The following is a 17,754-nucleotide window of genomic DNA, read 5'->3' on the forward strand; positions in this document are numbered from 1 at the left end:
CTCTCGGCAGAGCGATGGCCTCCTAATTCTAGAAGCCCGTTCACAGGAGAACGCCATGAGTGAAGACCTGAAACCGCCTGACCTTGATTCGTGGCAGCGCCTGTTCGAAGACAAGGCCTACTGGCAACAATCCCCCGACGCCCATTACACCGAACTGCTGCGAGTGGCCGACGACTTGCTGGGGCAGGGCGCCATCGACCTGGAACAGTGGCAAGCCTTGAAGGCCAAGGCTGATCAATCCCATAAAGATTCGCCTGCCGTGAACGTCGCCCACGAGGTTGACGATCCCGAGGCTTGAGGCGTTCTCCAAGAAACTGCGAACACTCCCGGATCAGCGTCTATGCTCATCTGCACAGAGGGCGCTGGACGCTGGTTCAGCGCTCTTTGCTGCCTCCAATTCACAGGTTCACAGGGAATGTACCGCTTATGAAACTTCACGCACTGACTAAAGCCATCACTCTCGCTACCTTGCTGTCTGCTGCCAGTCTTAGCGCCATGGCCGCGGACATCCCGCTGTCTGCCGTTGTGGAGGCGGATCAGGTCACCACCAAAGTTGTCTCGGTCGATGCTGCCAACCATCAGGTCGTTCTTGAAGGGCCGGAAGGTCGTCAGGTCCATGTGCAATTGACCGACAAGGCCAAAAACCTCGGCAACTTGAAAGTCGGCGACCAAGTCGATGTCAAGGTTACCAGCGCTGTCGCCGCCTACCTCGACACCGATGTCGACAAAGGCCTGCCTGGCACCGTCGAACGCGCTGGCGAAGTCCGCGCAGCCCCCGGCAGCGACAACCCGGGTGGTGAAGCCTACCGTCAGGTGCGGGTCCAACTGAAAATCACCAACATCGACGTGAAGAAAAACCAGGTCACCTTCGAAAACCCCACCGGCCAGTCCAAGACTGTTGACGTCGTAAGACCCGAAGTTCAAGCGAAATTGAAAGATCTCAAAGTTGGGCAGAGTGTCTTTGTGACCTATACCGACATATTGACAGTGACCAGCAAACACTGAAGTTGAGTATTAGCTCTATATGTTGATTGTTCTTGTACATCTTTTCTGTATAAGAACAATCAGTTTTAATGGTCTAACTGGTGAGTTTTGGTGGGTCCTTAAATAGTATTTAGGCCGACATTTAATCAATGTTGTTTCGATAAATTTCATGTTCATATACGCGGACATATTCGAAACTTTCTATTAAAATACTTCCCGTTCGCCCAGTGTCAGGGCTCTTTACCGGTGCATGGATTGCCAGGCCATTACACTGGGCGAACACCTTATCGACGTGCGATACACACCTGAAGCAATACGTTAAGATTCGCGGCATTTTGCAGAGCAAGGAAGAAAACGGCTGCCGCCGTTCTGACACGGATGAAACCACTCTCCCTCTACCACCCGGCGCTCTACTGGCTTCGAGTGTGGCAAAAAAGACTGTTCCGGCAATTGGCCTGGCGCTTCTCCCGCAAGCAATACGCTGTTTCGCTGAACACCGTATCCCGACTGCCATTCCGCTACCTCAAGCACACCTCCAAACTGATCCGCAAACTCGGCAACTCCGATCTTGCCCTGCAACACAACAAAGTCATCAACCTGAAACTGGCCGTCGCTTCGATGAATGGCGTCGTCATCGGTCCTGGCGAGTATTTTTCATTCTGCCGCCTCGTAGGTCGACCAACCCGAAAACGCGGTTACGTCGAAGGCATGGAGCTGTCATTTGGTGAAGCGCGCAGCGGCATCGGCGGCGGGATCTGCCAACTGAGCAACCTGATTCACTGGATGGCGATTCACTCGCCGTTGGTCGTGGTTGAGCGGTCGAACCACAGCTTCGATCCCTTTCCTGACGAAGGGCGGGTACTGCCATTCGGCTCCGGGGCCGCGATCTTTTACAACTACATTGACCTGGTGCTGCATAACCCGACCGATCGCCATTTTCAGTTGAAGCTGAATGTCGCCGAGCAACAGTTGGAAGGGGAGTTGTTGTGCGATCAGGCGAGAGAGTTTCGGTACCACGTTTATCAACTTGGGCATCGGTTTGTGCGAGACGGTGGGCGAGTGTTTCGGGAGAACGAGATATGGCGGGAGGTGAGGAGCAAGGGGCAGGAGAGTCAGGTGTTGAAGAGTGAGCGGCTTTATAAGAATCGGGTGGTGGTTAAGTATGAGGTTGAGGAACGTTTGCTGACTTGAAATGCATAAAACGGGCGATCATTGGATCGCCCGTTTTTTATTTAGCGCAAAGCCGTGCAGAAGCGCGCCATTGTTATAGAGGCATCGGCTTGAGATCTGCGCAGATCATAAGTATTCGACATGGCTCAAACGATCCAGGCTGTCCCCTAAATAGAATGAAAACGGTCGCCCAAGCGCTTCGCCTTTCTTGGCACATAATGCCTCCATCCCGCTTTGGTCTGTGCGACCAAGTTGGCCCGGATGTATCGTCTGTTGTCCGATAGAGCCAAATTCAAGTGCTATCTGGTCGACCACCATCCACGTTCTGCGATTATCGCGAGTGGTAATAGACGTCGAGGGCAAAACGTTGACCAAGCCGCTACGAATCGCGTTCATCAGCGCTGGATCTTGAAAGCGCCAGTGAGCGCTCACTTTGGCGGGGCGTTCGGTGGTGGTCAGCAGCGTCAGAAGCGCGTTTTCACGGGTCTTCAAATTCGGTTCATAAGCCGTGATTCGTAAGGCAGGGTCGGGTAAAAGATTGGCGGAGAGCTGGCATTTAACCTCGTCCCCAATGCCATATTTGAAAGCGCTCGCCATCTTTTGAAAGCCATCACCCCAAATGCCTGCCAACCTGCTGGTGAGCTCGATGTTCGGTTGTATATCGATAATGAAATCAACGGTTCTGGCCTGCTCCCGCTCAGGTGCGTCACCTTTTTCTTCGGCGAGATCGAGACTTACTTTCCGCGAGCTGGCCTTGCGAGTCTGGATGACTTCATCAAATACCGCGCGTAGTGTGTTGCGTTGATCGTCGCTGAGCGAACTATCGGTCAAACGTAGCAGGATCAATTTGTCTTGATCTTTAACCCGCTCCAGCACCACCACGTTGGGATCAATGCCACGCGCTGAAACGGCGTCGAAAATCAGTTTTTTGTATTTTTCATGGACCAGGGTATCGGTGTATTGAGGCCCGGAAGAAGGGTCTGAGCGCACCGTGTCCGGGAAGTGCAGGGTGGCGAAGTCTTCTTTGCAGCCACTCAGCAACAAGGTCAGTGAGAGCAAGTAAAGTTTGAGGGGATTCATGACTGTTCCGCTAATGGGTGTTAGTTGACGGTGAAATACTCAATGCCCCCCCCCCAAGATCCATGGGAATGCCGCCGGTAGGCAGTGGCAGAGGCGCAAAAAAAAACAGGGCTTGTCCTGTCGGGAAACCACGGGACTTACCGGCGACAGGGCGCCGGAATTTCAAATCGAGTTCATCTGTTGAATGGCTCAAATCTTCATCTCGGATCGCGTTGAGTAATCCAACAGACTTTGGCGTTGGCAACAGCCAAAAAGGGCACGGATCAAGTGAGTCCGCCCCCTTGTTTTTTCAGCTAATTCTCGACATTCAGACTTCCTTTCTCCAACCGGAGAATGTGATTGCGGTCCCTTCTTCCTCGTCATCCTTGATCTCGATTTTGTAGGTGCCACCGCCAGCAACACCTTCAATCAGTGCCTTTTCATCGTTTGCACTTAACTCGGCGCCTTTTGCTTGTTGTTGGTAAAACTTCACGACATCGGAGAACGGCGTATAGGTTTTCAGCATGACCTCGAAATCATGCCGTGGCCGGCCTGCCATTTCGTCGAAGTCACCGTAAATCGGCGCGCCTTTCAGGCCGGGTGTGATGTAAGAGCCATCGACGCCAGCGCCCACCAGATAGGTATTCTTCGGAAGCAATGGCAGCATCGCTTCCGGGAAGTCGGAAGGCAATTGCGAGGCGGTCCAGGAATCTTTTTTTGGGGCCGTGGTGATGTATTCGACCGTGGCAATTTTTTGCGCCCGAGCACGTGTTTCGGGATCTTCACTTTCGGCCCAAATCGCTATCATTGGCGGCAACTGTTTGCTCCAGGCGATGATCGGATCAGCATCGCTCTTCTTCGCACCTTTGGCCTGGAAGACAGTCAGTACGGTTTCGGGGCCCGAGTTGCAGGACAATGTCTCTGTACGTGATTTGACGGTGCAGTGCCCATTGACCAACCCGACGGCGATCAACTGCCCTTTTTCGTCCAACAGCAGTGCGCCACGCTCGTCGCCGTTGTTACCGTCATCCATGGCAGTGAGCATTTTTCGCCCGGCGGGCACTCCTTCCTCAAACGTCGAGAACTCTGAATCCAGGGCATCCAATACTTGCGACACGATCATATAGTCATCATTGGTGTAGCTGCCGGTGGCGTAACCGATGAAGTCAATCAGGGCCGCGCGTATCGCCGGATCTTCATTGAGCTGAGGTGGTCGTGCAGGGGCGGGGTCATTGGTGAGCAGCAACACGGTTGTACCGTCTGCGCGCTTTTCTGATCGAAGTGACAGCGCGGCGGCGTCAAGGGAAAGGGTCAATGCCAAAAGCAGGGCGAATGGTCGTGCGATGGTAATCAAGGGTTCATTCCTTTGGAGGTGTGTATCCAGTTTCTTTAGTGCGGGTGGCAATGCCTGATGCCGGCGCAATTATGAACGCAGCGCCGTCAGCCGTTGAGGCAACTTCAATAGTTATTTTTCGTCCCTCACCACGTAACGGCCGGGAGCGGTCCAGGTGATCACTCTGAACCCACCGCTCAGCAGCCCGATATCTCTGAGGTGTTTAAAAACTTCAGCAGGGCACCACTCACGTCCATGAGCAAAGCAAATTTCCAAGGTTCGCAGTTGGGCAAAAATGTTGGCCTTGATGTCATCATCCGAACTTGAAATTTTGTACTCGTCAACGTTAGTTTCTTGGGAAAAACCAAGGTCGAGCAACGTATTTTTCAACTCCGTATCAAGTAGCTTTAACCGGACGTAACCGCCATCTGCTTGGGTGACATAGGCTTTGACGGAATGATTATTCACGTATAGTTCTCATTTAATATCGACGAACACTAAGCGAGCCAATTTTTGCGCTCAACGTCAGGACAAATACCTCTTCGGACGTGAATCGCGCCGTTTCTATAAAGTCCAGAAACCACTCCACGTCCAATGCCGTGAATATCTCTAGCCACTCAGATTTTTTCGCTTCGTCAGCCGGTACTGTTGTCCCAGCCAGACCATGACCCTTGCCTTCAAAAAGCAAGAAATAAGCATCGTCGTAGCAGTAGCCGATCAACTTTGGCCAATCAGAACTATGGGGCTGCTGCGGTACAAGATCCTTTTCGGCGATCACGTAGTAACTGCGGACTTTGTGGGGCTGCGGGGCAGGGCGGCTGTCAGAAAGCCAGATCAGGCATTGGGTTGCCTTGTCGGCGTCATCCATCCAGGCCGATTCTTTCTTGTCTAACTCAGTCATTGTCCCTGCCGCGTCTGCGCGATAAAACATCAGCCAACCGTCTCGACCTTCGTTGACGATCAAGTAGGTGTGCCCATGACCTTCGACGGTTAGCGACCAACAGCCGAAGTAGGCTCGTTGATCCGAGTAATCAGTGATGGTGAACCCTGCACGTTGAACAGCGTTTTGCAGATCGGGGTAAGGCATGCGGTGGACTCCTGTCCGAGGTGCAAGCGCTGGTTGAAGGACTAACAGAGGGCCGACTCATCAGGTTGTGGCCTCAGACTCTTGAGTCGGTTATGCAAAGTTCACCTTGAAGTAATCCAGCAGGTTTTTGCCTTTGGCAAAGGCCTTCCGGATCTCGGCGCTCTCCTTGAGCAACGCTTCGCTCGGCATAGCGTGTTGCTCGAGGGGGAGAGGTCTTGACCATTCCAGGACTTCTTTAGGGAAGGCGGCTTTGGGGCGGTTATTGATCCATGCTGCGATGTAACAAGGTATCGTCCAGCCACTGAAAAACTGAATTATCAAAAATCCCCAGACATGCCGAAGGAATGAATGATGAGAACGGTATCCTTGTCTACACATATGGAAATACGCGACTGAGCCTGCTTCGAACTCATCCGATTGCCCCATGGGTAACGCTTCAGGTCCTTCCTCCATATAGACACGTATGGCCTCCCACTCAGCTATGGCTTGGTTTAGATTTCCACTTGGAACACTGACCCAAAGCACATCGCCATTTTTGTCGCGAAGTCCGATCATTAGTTTAAACTCGGGGATTACAGCATATTGAGTGATCAGCTTGCTAACTGAAACGCTCGCGATAACCTCTTCCCACGGCACATAACGAGGGGACATTCCCTTCTTGGGAACATAAACAACTTCCCGGCGTTGGCGATTGAAGCGTATGGGGGGTTGATTGCTGGCTTGGCGAATTGCAAAGAAAAAAACGCAAAGGTGAAGAGTTGCAAGTGCTCCCACAAAACCCCAAACCGCAATGCTTGTAAAGAAATCAAGCCAACTACTCCAAAACGGCTCTACATCTCTTCTTATCCAAGACCCAAATCCTGTTGTAAAAAAAAGAAAAATCAATAGGAACATCACCGCCCCAATTCCTGCTCGGGCCATAAACTCAAAACTTCCTCGGGAAATGGCAAAGTCTAAGAAAACTTCATTGGCATAGCGGTGCAGTTGGCGCGCACTGAAAGGCAGCACTCCGGTCGGTACCGGTTTTGGTGATAAATAGACTATCTCAGTGCCCGGTTCTCTCTCGATATCGCCTGCCTTAGGCAACCGATCGTATTTATTCTTCAAGGGACAGGACTCGTCAGGTGGTGGACTCGGGCTTTTGAATTGGTTCTGCAAATTTCACCTTGAAGTAATCCAGCAGGTTTTGTCCTTTGGCAAAGGCCTTCCGGATTTCAGCGCTCTCCTCGAGCAACGCTTCGCTTGGCATAACGTGTTGCTCGACAGGGAGAGGTTTTGACCACTCCAGGACTTCTTTAGGGAAGGCGGCTTTGGGGCGGTTGTTGACCCAGCCAGAGATGTAGCACGGCAAAGTCCATCCGCTGAAAAATTGAATAACCAGAAAGCCCCCGACGTAGCGTAGAAATGAGTGATCCGTGCGGTAGCTACGTCGACACAGGTGGAAAAAGGGAACGCTGCCTTCTTCAAACTCTTCCGTTTCATCAGATGGCAGCGCGAAACTTCCCTCCTCCATGTACACGCGGATCGCCTCCCATTCGGATACGGCCAGACTCAGACTGCCGCTTGGCACCACGGACCACAAAACATCGCCATGGGCACTATCACACAAACCGACCATTAGCTTGTATTCGGGCATCACCGCATATTGAGTAATGAGCCGGCCAGCGGATACACATGCGATTGCCTCCTCCCAAGGAATATAGCGTGGTGCGGCACCTTTTTTAGGTACGAATACAACCTCACGGCGTTGTCGGTTAAAGCGGATAGGAGGGTGAATAGTGGTCTGTCGGACCGCATAACAAAATATACAAATGTAGACGGCGGTAAGAGACCAGATAAATCCTTGGACGAAGGCGTTTGTAAAAAAATCTACCCAGATACTCCAAAAGGGTTGAACGTCTTTTCGCAGCCATGAGCCAAAACCTGACACAAAGAGAAAAAAGAAAGTGATGAATACTACCGAGCCGATACCTGCACGAGCCATGAACTCGAAATTCCCCCGCCCGACAGCAAAATCTAGATAGACGTCGTTGGCTTCGCGGTGTAAATGGCGAGCACTGAAGGGCTGCATGCCTGTAGGGACAGGCTTAGGTGACAGGTAAACAGTCTCTGTCCCAGATTCCGCTTCAAAATCCCCGGCCTGAGGTAGTCGATCGTATTTATTTTCCAAAGACACGACTCATCAGTTGGAGGGCTCGGACTCTTGAGTCGGTTCGGCAAATTTCACCTTAAAGTAATCCAACAGGTTCTGACCTTTGGCGAAGGCCTTCCAGATCTCGGCGCTTTCCTTAAGCAGTTCTTCACTCGGCATAGCATGTTGGTCAGCGGGTAGAGGTTTTGACCAGTCGAGGACCTCTTTAGGGAACCCGGCTTTAGGCCGATTGTTTACCCAGCCAGAGATGCGGCAGGGCAACGTCCAACCGCTGAAAAACTGGATCGTCAAAAAGCCCCAGGCGTAACGTACGAAGGAGTGATCCGCACGGTAGGTGCGACGGCATAGATGGAAAAAATCGACAGTACCTTCCTCAAGCTCATCTGATTGATCTGGTGGTAAGGAAACCATTCCTTCCTCCATGTAGACACGAATTGCCTCCCACTCAGAAACGGCAAGGCTCAAGTTGCTACTGGGGATCACAGACCACAGCACATCACCTGTGTTGGCATCTCTTAAGCCAATCAGTAACTTAAATTCAGGCATTACTGAGTATTGAGTAATGAGCTTTCCAACGGATACGCAAACAATGACATCCTCCCAAGGTACAAAGCGCGGTTTGTCGCCTTTTTTTAGGATAAATACAACTTCGCGACGCTCTCGATTAAAGCGGATGGGTGGGTGAATAGATACTTGGCGAGCTGCCTGAAAGAAGAAATAAATGTATGTTAGAGAGATTGTCCCGATAATCGACCACAGCACGGGGTTGAAGAAAAATTTCAACCAAGCAGAAAGGAAAGGTTCTTCATATCGTCTAATCCAAGAGGCGAAACCTGAAAAAAAGAATAATAATGTCACGATTAGCATTGTCGAGCCGATGCCGGTTCGCGCCATAAACTCAAAATTACCTTGCCCTATAGCAAAATCCAGAAAAGTTTTATTAGCGTTATGATGCAGTTGGCGTGTGCTAATTGGAGGCATGCCCGTAGGTACTGGTTTTGGAGATAAGTACACTATCTCGGAGCCTGACTTTCTCTCAATGTCACCCGCGAGGGGTAACCGATCGTACTTGTTGTCAGGCATTTAGAGTCTCCGCCTTAATTCAGGTCCAATTTAAAGTGGTTCGATCAGTTCTGACACTAAGACGACGCAAAAAGGGGGGCAGATTTATTTTCGTGATTGCGTAGAAAATAAATCTGAGGATCATCTGGCCGGCCTCCCCACCTCATGGAGGTGTCTACGAAACCCGGGGGATTCAGTTTCACAAACTCACACCCGCTTCTTCCCTGTTTGTTCTGCCTGATAAACTTCTGCAAAAATTTCAGTGATTGAGCGCAGTGGTTTTTGCTTTTTTAGTTCTTTCACCCGTTTAGTCAGTCTGACCAAAACATCGCTTGGCTTTGCCCATTGCTCTTCAGGTAGTGGCTCGGACCAATCACGCATGGCTTGCGGCAATGCCTTGCGTCCGACTTTCGCAATGCGGCGAATTTCCCATTCGACGATTCGATTGGGTAACGTCCAGAATGTCATGAGGTGGTAGAGGTACCAGAAAAAGGCATAGACCCACCCAACTTCCTTTTCGCGAATCCGGCGGTGCAGGCGTGCCCGGGCATTGCGGAAAGTGTGCATCCCTTCATGGGGTGGATCATCTGGACCTTGCAGGTCCATGGGGTCCTGAATGCTTTTTAGGTCGTGGACTTCGTATTCCATGTAGGCACGCACGGCCTCCCAATGGGCTATGGCAAGTGGCAGACCGCCACAAACGAATTCAACGCTGACCAACTGTCCCTCGTGATGGAACCCCATGCCCATGCCGTACTGTCGCCGAACACCATACTGGGTTGCGCCTTGCGCCTGAACCACCCAGGCGGAGAGCGATTCCCAAGGCACGAAAACCGGAGTTTCTGCGCCCGTGGGCATGAAGCAGACTTCACGGCGCTGACGGTTGAAGCGGGTCGGGGTGACTTGTGTGTACTTTTTATGATTGTAGAGCCACACGGCGAGGCCGATGCCCAGGCCGCCCAAATACATCCAGATAGCTGGTTCGCGAGTAGCTAAAAAGACGCCTTGCATCGCACCCCGAATGTCAGCCCGACCGTAGCCGAAGCTTGCACCAAAGAGTGCGATGATAATCGGGCCACCTAAGACCATTAAGAGCGCAGCGGTAAAAGGACCACCCAGTGTCATCTGCCATGAAAACACTTGTGGTTTGCCGCCGCCGAAATCCAGATACGTATCGTTGAGATCGCTTACATAAGGGCTGTGTGGGGATGCGTCGGTGGGCAGCGGCAATGGTGCTAAATACGTCGTGTTGCCAGAGGGGAACCGCTCGATGTCTCCTGCGCGGTGCAATTGCCTTGCCGCTGGATCTATTGGGTCGATATCAAGGGTTTTAGACATGCGAAGCAAATTCCATCATCAGGGGTTCTACCTGGAGCAGAGGCGCTTGAGGGGGAGATGGGACTCGATCAACTGAAGGGAAGGCGCCAACTCCCCTTGGATCAAAACGAATATAGTGTGTTCTCTGTTGAGGCTGCCCACTGGAACTGGTGCTTTGAACAGCCACAACGAGCATCAATTCCTCACGAGATTTACCCACAATCCGTTCGTTGGTCTCTGGGTACCCGACGCAGAGAACCACTTGATTGTCTTCCACACGACGTAGTCTGGCCACAACAGGCTCGCTAAGAATCTCCCAACGTTCTGTGGTCTGCGCCCGATCTATGAGAATTGTATTAATTCGGTACGCCCCGATGTTCAACTGGTGACTGGCCTTGCCTGCCAGCGGCGCCAGGAATGCTGCTGTATCAAGCCCGGGTAACAGCAGATGGATATCGCCGATTTTGGCTCGCAGCAGCAGATTTTTCCACCAGGAGTCGTATTCGACACGACCTACCTGCACAGAAGGTGCCTGCATTATCGCTATCAGAGAGCGTTGGTATTTAGCAAGACTCAGAGATTTGCGTTTGCTCGCATCCTGTCCCCACGGCGTACTTTGTAGCCATTGATCATGCGAACTGGTGTTGTAGTAGTTGTAAACATAGTTTCCACCCAGCTCTAACGCCGTAAACAGAGCGCCGGCCAGATTCGCACGGAAAAATACACTTGATAGCCGGGCACCTGATACGGCCCACGCTGCGGTTCTGACAGCCCCTTGCTCGGCCGCAAGTACGGTATAGGTTGCATGGAGCGTACTGCCCAGCCCATATGTATTGCTTGCCAGCAACCCTCCTGAACCAGCCATCGACATAATCGCCCCGGCCTGTGCACCGTCGTTTCCGCTGCGAACGGCTTGTTCCCAGCTACTTTGATAACTTTTGAGGCTGGCACCGGCAGCGTATGCCCCGAATAGATAGGTCATCGATCCCAAACCAATATGCAACTTACCCATCTGAACTTGTAAATGGTCTATTGCATAATTCTGCAGTCCCTTGGCAAGCAGTGAGCTACGAGCTGTCAGTGCTGTATCGAATACACCTTGAGCAGCCGCAAACCCTGCCGCACCAGTAGCCACTAAAGCATTTATAAAAGGTAACCAGGTTTGTTGGTCTTTACTTTTGGCGAATGTCTCTTTCGCCACTTGCCTCAGGTTTAACGCCTGCACAACAAACAACAATAACGCCGCGCCATCCCCCATTAAATTCTGCTTGGGTGCTGCTTTGACACCGTCGCGGAAGTTTTTCATCAAGCCTGATATTTCTTGCTGATTCGCCGCAGGGAATACAACAGTAATGCCCGCGCGTACAGGTGTTGCCCCATACAGCCGGACACTGTTGTCCGGTAAGTCGCCAATAGGGCTGAGCCCACCCGCCAGTCGAGCCTCGGTGCCTGCCAGCTGTTTTCGAGCTATTTCTATGTCAGCCTGGAGTTGCACAGCCTTTGGCGACTTATGGCCCGTAGTACGTTTTATAATGTCGCGTTTGTGGTTTAGCGTCTTCAAATGTTCTTGTTCTTCGAACAAATCCTTGAGCGCGCTTCTAAGAGCTGCCTTCTCGGTGTCCGACGCCACGGTAAAGGTCACGCCCTCGCGCTTCGCCGCATCCAGAATTCGAGTCGGCAAAACCTTGGGCAAACGACGGAACAGTTGATCAAAATCAGGCATGGTCTGCCCCTTGAGCACCTGATCAAAGTCAGCCAGAACTTTGTCCATGCCGCGATTCAGAGCCGGGCTCATGGTCTGCTGGGCAGCGTCGGCTACCGCGCGAGTATCTTCCGGTAGCCGATCGAGGGCCGGCAAGCGGTGCTCCTCGATCTCCTGGAGGGTTTTTAGATACTCGGGCACGTTGTTGAACAACGTAATGCCTGCTGCCTGCGCGAAAGCATACTGAACCCAAACCGCTGTTTGCTCACTGTAAGGCAGCGCATAAAACATGGGACGGCTGAATTGCGGCTCTTTCTCCAGGTACTTGAGAATCACATCGCAGGCTTCATCGCTTCGGCAAATATCCTTCAGGCATGCGTATTCGGTAGCAAAGGACTGGCCAACCTGTTTGGCATTCTGGGGGTCGTAGTACCAGGCACTTTTATGAAAACGTCCGGCGCAAAGCATTGCTGTCCGATCAGCAGTAATTTGGTCGAGCAGTTTGTTCCAGCGCTTGATTGATGTCCGGTGCTCGAACAGAGCGCTGTCCATCGCCTCACGGTCGATCAAATCATTGACGCCGCGTTGGCCCATCTTGGCGCCATTCAGCACATCCCTGATCCGACGATCCTGCTCTTTACCGAGTTTGAGCAGCGCTTCGAAGTGTTTATTGACGAAGTCTTGCGGACACCCCCTGAAGTGTTCACGCGTGTAGTAGCTGCGGTCGGTGTCTTCAATACTTTGAGTCGCTACGATTTGGCCTGCGGCAGATCCACCATACATTGCTATTTGCGATGCGTTATCCAAGGCCTGCTGTTGCAAACTGGCAAGTTCCGATGGAACCGGGCTTCCATTCGGCGGGGTCATCAATCCCCCTTTGTTGAGGTATTCGAGCATGGCTTGACGCGTAGTGCCTTGTGCGGGCTCCTGCATCTTTTCCAGATCGCCGAGCATCAATTTGATGGCGGGATCATCGCTGGCATCCGACAGACCGCCCATATCCTGTTGGGTTAGCTGAGTCAGTGACTCGACATAGCATGCCAGCAGATAGTCACGCTCGTTGGCTCCTTCCTGCGTTCCGCCTTTGGCCCATACGTCGATCCAATCGACTACCTGATCCTGATAATTGGCAAGATCCCGGAGTACGCCGATATGATCTTCCACCACCAAATACAGCACGTCCTGGCGGTACTCCGTTTCTATACAGCCACTCAGCGAGTTCATCGACGATTCACGAAAACGCTCAGGCATTTCCCACAAATAGGGTTTGCGTTCATTCTCAGGGGTGGCATGAACAGTGACAGGGGGAAGCATGTTTCCCTGTATTTCTGTCTCATTTCGTTTGCGCCGTTCAGAGTTTTCCGCATCAACGACGGCCTTCAGCTCAGCATCATCCTTGGCCTTTTGCTCGCTGCGCACACGAGCAGTCGCTACCTCCGCGAGCCAACGTTCGGCCAGAGCAGGTGTTAGCAAGCTTGGCCCTCCCGTTTCACAGTTGGCCTTGCTCAGGTCGACGACCTGCATGAAGTACTTGCGTTCGGATTTGCTCTTGAGCACCTGACGGCATTTCTTTGCGGTCCACTGAACTTCTGAATACGTGACATAGAGGGTACTGCGTGTTGAAAACGTCAACACAGGTTTCTTGATAGGCTGATCCCGGGTGTCGCTTTGCACTTCAGTCCCTTGCCAGAGCATCGCACTGACTAGACCATCGATGATCCGATACTCAGATAGTTCGCCGTTCTGACTGTCGATTACATAGAGCCAGCCATCGCGTAAAAGGCGTATGCCAAGGGGGCGAGTGCCGAGTTTGTATGGGGCAGGAATTTCACTCGACGGATCAAGAGCGGTGCCATTCACCAATCCATAGCGCAAAGGCACCAGTTGGATTTTGCCCTTCATCAGCCAGCAGGTACCCGTTGAACACTTGGCGTCTTCGCGGCTCACGCTGACGTTGTTGGGGTTTTTACCTGAGGTTGTTGGGGTGGTCATCCTGGATTCCTTTGCAGGCTTTCAGCCCTTTCCTTGGCGATACTGGCGACGTATTCAAGTCGTTGTGTGGGTGTCCGCTCTGAGGTTGTTTCAAGCAGAGCGTCGAGATCGGGATGTTCTGCCAATGCCATTATCCCGAGAAAGCCATGAATATTGGCATAAAGCGTAATTTCAAGTTCGCTGCTAAAGCCCCGGTCATATGAGCGCGAAGCGAGCTCGTTCAGGTATTTCCAACGCTCCAGTGCCTTCAGATTCATCTGGAACGCTGGAAAATATTCATTCATATGCTGATCCAAACGCATGACAACTGACCTGAAATTGACTTCATCCAGCAACGTGACTTGTGGTTCCCTCAACCGGTAAGGTTTTGCGTGAGAAGCCATAGGAGCGCTTCCGGGGCGGTGGTGTTGATGCCAGCATCCCAGAGCGGCATCGGCGGTAAGTATCTGCACGCAAGGTCCGAACAATGTGGCGTCTTTCAATTGTTCAGCCTGACCAAGCAGGGTATGCGCTACCGCTGGGTCCGCTACACGAAGTAGCACTTCTAGATCTTGAGGGTGAGTAACGCTGGTCAACCAGCGAAAGTGATCCAGCATGTTTTGCCAAGGCTGATCACTGAACACCAAATAGCCCCATTCCTCATCAGCGTGCGCCAGAAACTGCTGAAAAACCGGATCGCTTGGCCCGTCAAGGCGTATCAGGCACGGAGCTATATCGTTCAAAGCAGACCAGCGCGTTCCCAGATAAAGAGGCTCGAAATCTGGAGCATTCGACCACGTATACAATTGTCGGGGTAACTTTTCGACACTGACTCCATCCAGCAGTAAAGCGACGTTTTTTTCCCACGGCAGGTTCTGGGGCAGTTGGTCGTTCAGAGATAAATCAGGCTTTAGCATTTAATGCCTCCAGCTTGGCCTTCTCGCAGATCGCACAGATTGGCTTCTTCTGCATCAACGCTTGCCGCTGAGCGGGCACCAACAATTGGCCGGCCTTATCCGCATCCGCCTGCTTCAACGGCCCCGGCAACAATGGCGCCGCCCCCGTCCCACTACCCGGCCCGCCGCCGGAGTTCATGTTGATTACCGGCCCGCTCATGGTTACGCCACCGGCGTCGATCTTGATGAAGCTGCCACCACCGATCAGCGTCAGTTCACTGCCGGCTTCGAGCACAACTTTCATGCCGCTGCTCAGGTGGATTTCCTGGCCCGCTTCGATGAATTGCCCGGTACCAACCTTGATGTGCTGGTTGACGCCCACGGTGAGGTGGTCGTTGGCGCGGGTTTCGACTTTGCGGTCGGCGTAGACGGTGTGGTGTTCTTCGGCTTTGAATTCGCTGTAGCTGTTCTTCTCGACGGTGTCGTGGCGTTCGTTGCCGACGCGGATTTTCTGGTCATGCTCGACGTTTTCGTCCCAGTCGCGTTGGGCGTGCAGGAAGATTTGTTCCTGTCCTTTTTTGTCTTCGATGCGCAGTTCGTTGTAACCGCCGCCACCGGGGGAACTCAGGGTTTTGAAGGTGCTGCGGGTTTTGTTCGCCGGCAGGTCGTACGGAACGACGTTTTCCTTGTGGTACAGGCAGCCGCTGATCAGCGGTTGGTCGGGGTCGCCTTCGAGGAAGGTGACGAGCACTTCCATGCCGATGCGCGGGATGGCGATGCCGCCGTAGTGGGCCCCGGCCCAGGCGGAGGAGACGCGCAGCCAGCAGCTGGTCTTGTCGTCGGCCTGGCCTTCGCGGTCCCAGTGGAATTGCACTTTGACGCGGCCGTATTGGTCGCAGTGGATTTCTTCACCTTTTGGCCCGGTGACTACGGCGCTTTGGCTGCCGAGGATGCGCGGCTTTTTCTGGGTTAGCGGCGGGCGGTTCGGCACGTCCCACGGGGTGGCCTGGAAACGGTTGCGGTAGCCCTGGTGGAAATCGTTTTTGAGTTTGGTGGTGTCGCTGGTGACCGACTCTTCCAGCACTTGCGGCTGTTTGCCTTCGTGGAGGATTTCGGTCAGCAGCCACAGATCGTTCCATTTGGCTTTAGGGTGTTGGGTCAGGGCCAGGAAGTGGCCGCTCACCAGTATTGGCTGATCGCTTTTGCCTTCAGCTAGCTGGAAGTCGCTGCGGTGACGTTCCAGAGCGCGTTTGGCCAGGTGCTTGCCGCGTTCGCGGTCGATGAAGCGACCGGGATAGTCGTAGTCTTCGAGGTCGGGCAGAGCGTCGCCGCGGTTTTCGCTTTCGAGGGTGATGCGCGGTTTTTCGAAGTCGTAGTCGCGGCGGGTGGTGCGGCTGGTGCGGGTTTCCAGGCGCAGGTCGAAGCGCTTGATCACCGGGTCGTTGGCGACCATGCCGGAGTCTTGCTGGTAGGCCACGGGCGCGAGTTTCGGGAACACCGTCTGGTCATCGCCGAACACCAGCTTGTGGGCGGTGGCGCTGTGCTGGAAGTGGTAGTGGATACCTTCTTCCTCGCACAGACGCTGGACGAACTGCAGGTCCGATTCATCGTACTGAACGCAGTAGATGCGCTCGGGATAAATCGCCCCGACTTTGAATTCGTAGGCATTGCTTTGGATGCCGTGCTCTTCGAGGACGCTGCCGATGATTTTCGGCACCGTGAGGTTCTGGAAGATGCGTTGGTTGATGCGGTGCGCCAGGTAAGACAGTTGCGGGCGCAGGGTCACCGCGTAGCGGGTCAGGCGTTTGCCGGAATCACCCTGGGCGGCGCGGTAGATCTGGCCATGAATGCCGCTGCCGTCAGGCGAGAGCTGCAAGAAGGCCGGTTTGTGCAGCAGGGTCTCGAGGTCCAGGGACGGCTGTTCACTGACCAGCTCCACCTCAAACACAAAAGGCTGGCTGATGGCTTCCCGACCTTGCAGGGAAAAAACCTGGAAGTCGCTGGAAAGACCTTCGATGGTCAGGGCAAAGTGAGTTTGATTGGCCGGCGCGAACATCCCTTGTTCCTCGTGCAGTGCAGCGGCGCTCGCCGGCACCCGTGCAGGGAGCTTGCGGACGCGAAAATTCTGGAAGGGCGAAAACAACATCGACCAGCAGAGCTGGCCGATGCTTGAGACGGTCGGCCTGAGTTAGGCGACCGGCTGACGCCAGTCATCGGAACCCGAAGTACCGGATACTTCGTGGGTCCAGGTGATTTTGCGGTAGGTGAATTGCACTTCTTCCAGGTGCGTGAAGTGCGAGTTCGACGGATCCTGGCAGTTGTGCATTTTGTTGTTGATGGCGACGATGATCGCGTCTTCCAGTTTGGTGGTGTAGTAGTGCTCTTGGGTACCTTGAGCCGAGGTGCGGTACCACTGGATAACGATTTCGCTCATGCGCTCGCCGGAGGTCAGAGCTGCTTGCAGCAGTGGCGAAGCCTTGTCGTACACCTTGGTGATCACGACTGGCTTGTGGACGCGCTGCCCGGTCGGTTGGCCGGACTGCGGGTCACGCGGGATGATCACGTCGTGGCTGAAAGCCTGAACCATGACCTGGTCTTCGTGACCTTCCTGGTAGGTGTTGCCAACCGAGTCGGCGGTGAATGCGCCGGCAGTGATCAGACCTTGTTTCTCGCCAGTGACGGACATGTACGCTGGTGTAGCCATGGATGTGCTCCTTGCTAAAAGTTAGGGTGCCCGGGAGGCGGTATCGCCCGGTGGGTGGCTGACTGTTATCAAGGTCCGTGCCAGAAACGGTTAAGGCTATATAAATCAGGTGGTTGAGAGGATTTTCAGAGCTCGCGGAGGATGTTCGGCAGAGCTCGCCTGTGAATGTGCGCAAGAAGTTGCGCAGTACTGCGCAACTTCTTGCGCACTTGGCTGGAGCGCCTGACGGGCCGGGCGATCAGCGCCCCGGGAAGGGCTTTCGCAGCGTCGAGTGCGCAACTTCTTGCGCATCAAGGCGGTTGGCCATCATTCGGTGA

General features: G+C 53.4%; 15 protein-coding genes. 3 read left to right on the forward strand and 12 right to left on the reverse strand.

Annotated elements, in window-relative coordinates; all coding sequences use genetic code 11:
* The first annotated feature begins 55 nt into the window (after positions 1-55).
* The 3 genes from ACMXYJ_RS12910 to ACMXYJ_RS12920 all read left to right on the forward strand — a co-directional run bounded on the left by ACMXYJ_RS12910 (position 56) and on the right by ACMXYJ_RS12920 (position 2,175).
* Entirely contained in the window at positions 56-298 is a 243-nt protein-coding gene (locus ACMXYJ_RS12910; protein WP_415760116.1) for a hypothetical protein, read from the forward strand.
* Positions 299-426: 128 nt separating this feature from the next.
* Positions 427-1,005 (forward strand): hypothetical protein, encoded by a 579-nt coding sequence (locus ACMXYJ_RS12915; protein ID WP_415760117.1) that lies wholly within the window; start codon positions 427-429, stop codon positions 1,003-1,005.
* Between the two features lie 357 nt (positions 1,006-1,362).
* On the forward strand, positions 1,363-2,175 hold the full coding sequence (locus ACMXYJ_RS12920; protein ID WP_415760118.1) for a VanW family protein: 813 nt from the start codon (positions 1,363-1,365) through the stop codon (positions 2,173-2,175).
* 105 nt (positions 2,176-2,280) lie between these two features.
* Here the strand turns inward: ACMXYJ_RS12920 and ACMXYJ_RS12925 are convergent, their stop codons facing one another.
* From ACMXYJ_RS12925 to ACMXYJ_RS12980, 12 genes are all read right to left on the reverse strand, one after another.
* Positions 2,281-3,234: a hypothetical protein gene (locus ACMXYJ_RS12925; RefSeq protein WP_415760119.1), complete on the reverse strand. Its 954-nt coding sequence runs from the start codon at positions 3,232-3,234 to the stop codon at positions 2,281-2,283.
* A gap of 307 nt (positions 3,235-3,541) precedes the next feature.
* On the reverse strand, positions 3,542-4,567 hold the full coding sequence (locus tag ACMXYJ_RS12930; RefSeq protein ID WP_415760120.1) for a hypothetical protein: 1,026 nt from the start codon (positions 4,565-4,567) through the stop codon (positions 3,542-3,544).
* A gap of 111 nt (positions 4,568-4,678) precedes the next feature.
* A complete protein-coding gene (locus tag ACMXYJ_RS12935) occupies positions 4,679-5,014 on the reverse strand; it encodes a hypothetical protein (protein ID WP_415760121.1) in 336 nt (111 codons plus the stop codon).
* 13 nt (positions 5,015-5,027) lie between these two features.
* A complete protein-coding gene (locus ACMXYJ_RS12940) occupies positions 5,028-5,633 on the reverse strand; it encodes a hypothetical protein (RefSeq protein WP_415760122.1) in 606 nt (201 codons plus the stop codon).
* A gap of 90 nt (positions 5,634-5,723) precedes the next feature.
* Positions 5,724-6,740: a DUF6708 domain-containing protein gene (locus ACMXYJ_RS12945; protein ID WP_415760123.1), complete on the reverse strand. Its 1,017-nt coding sequence runs from the start codon at positions 6,738-6,740 to the stop codon at positions 5,724-5,726.
* Between the two features lie 13 nt (positions 6,741-6,753).
* Complete coding sequence (locus ACMXYJ_RS12950; RefSeq protein WP_415760124.1) at positions 6,754-7,803, reverse strand: DUF6708 domain-containing protein; 1,050 nt, start codon at positions 7,801-7,803, stop codon at positions 6,754-6,756.
* A gap of 12 nt (positions 7,804-7,815) precedes the next feature.
* Positions 7,816-8,868, reverse strand: a complete 1,053-nt coding sequence (locus ACMXYJ_RS12955) for a hypothetical protein (RefSeq protein ID WP_415760125.1) — start codon at positions 8,866-8,868, stop codon at positions 7,816-7,818.
* A 186-nt stretch (positions 8,869-9,054) separates the two neighbouring features.
* A complete protein-coding gene (locus ACMXYJ_RS12960) occupies positions 9,055-10,185 on the reverse strand; it encodes a hypothetical protein (protein WP_415760126.1) in 1,131 nt (376 codons plus the stop codon).
* Positions 10,178-13,858 carry a toxin VasX gene (locus tag ACMXYJ_RS12965; protein WP_415760127.1) on the reverse strand — a complete coding sequence of 1,227 codons (3,681 nt, stop codon included), beginning with the start codon at positions 13,856-13,858 and terminating at the stop codon, positions 10,178-10,180. Before ACMXYJ_RS12965 ends, ACMXYJ_RS12960 begins: the two co-directional genes overlap by 8 nt.
* Positions 13,855-14,754 carry a DUF4123 domain-containing protein gene (locus ACMXYJ_RS12970; protein WP_415760128.1) on the reverse strand — a complete coding sequence of 300 codons (900 nt, stop codon included), beginning with the start codon at positions 14,752-14,754 and terminating at the stop codon, positions 13,855-13,857. Before ACMXYJ_RS12970 ends, ACMXYJ_RS12965 begins: the two co-directional genes overlap by 4 nt.
* Positions 14,741-16,789, reverse strand: coding sequence for a type VI secretion system tip protein VgrG (gene tssI, locus ACMXYJ_RS12975; protein ID WP_415760129.1), 2,049 nt, complete (start codon positions 16,787-16,789; stop codon positions 14,741-14,743). The genes ACMXYJ_RS12970 and tssI overlap by 14 nt, the downstream gene beginning before the upstream one ends.
* A 132-nt stretch (positions 16,790-16,921) precedes the next feature.
* The gene (locus ACMXYJ_RS12980; protein ID WP_054051032.1) at positions 16,922-17,437 is read right to left on the reverse strand and encodes an Hcp family type VI secretion system effector; all 516 of its coding nucleotides are present in this window, start codon (positions 17,435-17,437) and stop codon (positions 16,922-16,924) included.
* Between the last annotated feature and the right edge of the window lie 317 nt (positions 17,438-17,754).

It is taken from the genome of Pseudomonas arabinosi (assembly GCF_047758675.1).
GTDB lineage: Bacteria > Pseudomonadota > Gammaproteobacteria > Pseudomonadales > Pseudomonadaceae > Aquipseudomonas > Aquipseudomonas arabinosi.

Excerpts from the sequence above, each read along its gene's own strand:
- ACMXYJ_RS12910 (WP_415760116.1), top strand. The coding sequence starts at position 56 with ATGAGTGAAGACCTGAAACCGCCTGACCTTGATTCGTGGCAGCGCCTG.
- ACMXYJ_RS12915 (WP_415760117.1), top strand. The coding sequence starts at position 427 with ATGAAACTTCACGCACTGACTAAAGCCATCACTCTCGCTACCTTGCTG.
- ACMXYJ_RS12920 (WP_415760118.1), top strand. The coding sequence starts at position 1,363 with ATGAAACCACTCTCCCTCTACCACCCGGCGCTCTACTGGCTTCGAGTG.
- ACMXYJ_RS12925 (WP_415760119.1), bottom strand. The coding sequence starts at position 3,234 with ATGAATCCCCTCAAACTTTACTTGCTCTCACTGACCTTGTTGCTGAGT.
- ACMXYJ_RS12940 (WP_415760122.1), bottom strand. The coding sequence starts at position 5,633 with ATGCCTTACCCCGATCTGCAAAACGCTGTTCAACGTGCAGGGTTCACC.
- ACMXYJ_RS12955 (WP_415760125.1), bottom strand. The coding sequence starts at position 8,868 with ATGCCTGACAACAAGTACGATCGGTTACCCCTCGCGGGTGACATTGAG.
- ACMXYJ_RS12960 (WP_415760126.1), bottom strand. The coding sequence starts at position 10,185 with ATGTCTAAAACCCTTGATATCGACCCAATAGATCCAGCGGCAAGGCAA.
- ACMXYJ_RS12965 (WP_415760127.1), bottom strand. The coding sequence starts at position 13,858 with ATGACCACCCCAACAACCTCAGGTAAAAACCCCAACAACGTCAGCGTG.
- ACMXYJ_RS12970 (WP_415760128.1), bottom strand. The coding sequence starts at position 14,754 with ATGCTAAAGCCTGATTTATCTCTGAACGACCAACTGCCCCAGAACCTG.
- tssI (WP_415760129.1), bottom strand. The coding sequence starts at position 16,789 with ATGTTCGCGCCGGCCAATCAAACTCACTTTGCCCTGACCATCGAAGGT.
- ACMXYJ_RS12980 (WP_054051032.1), bottom strand. The coding sequence starts at position 17,437 with ATGGCTACACCAGCGTACATGTCCGTCACTGGCGAGAAACAAGGTCTG.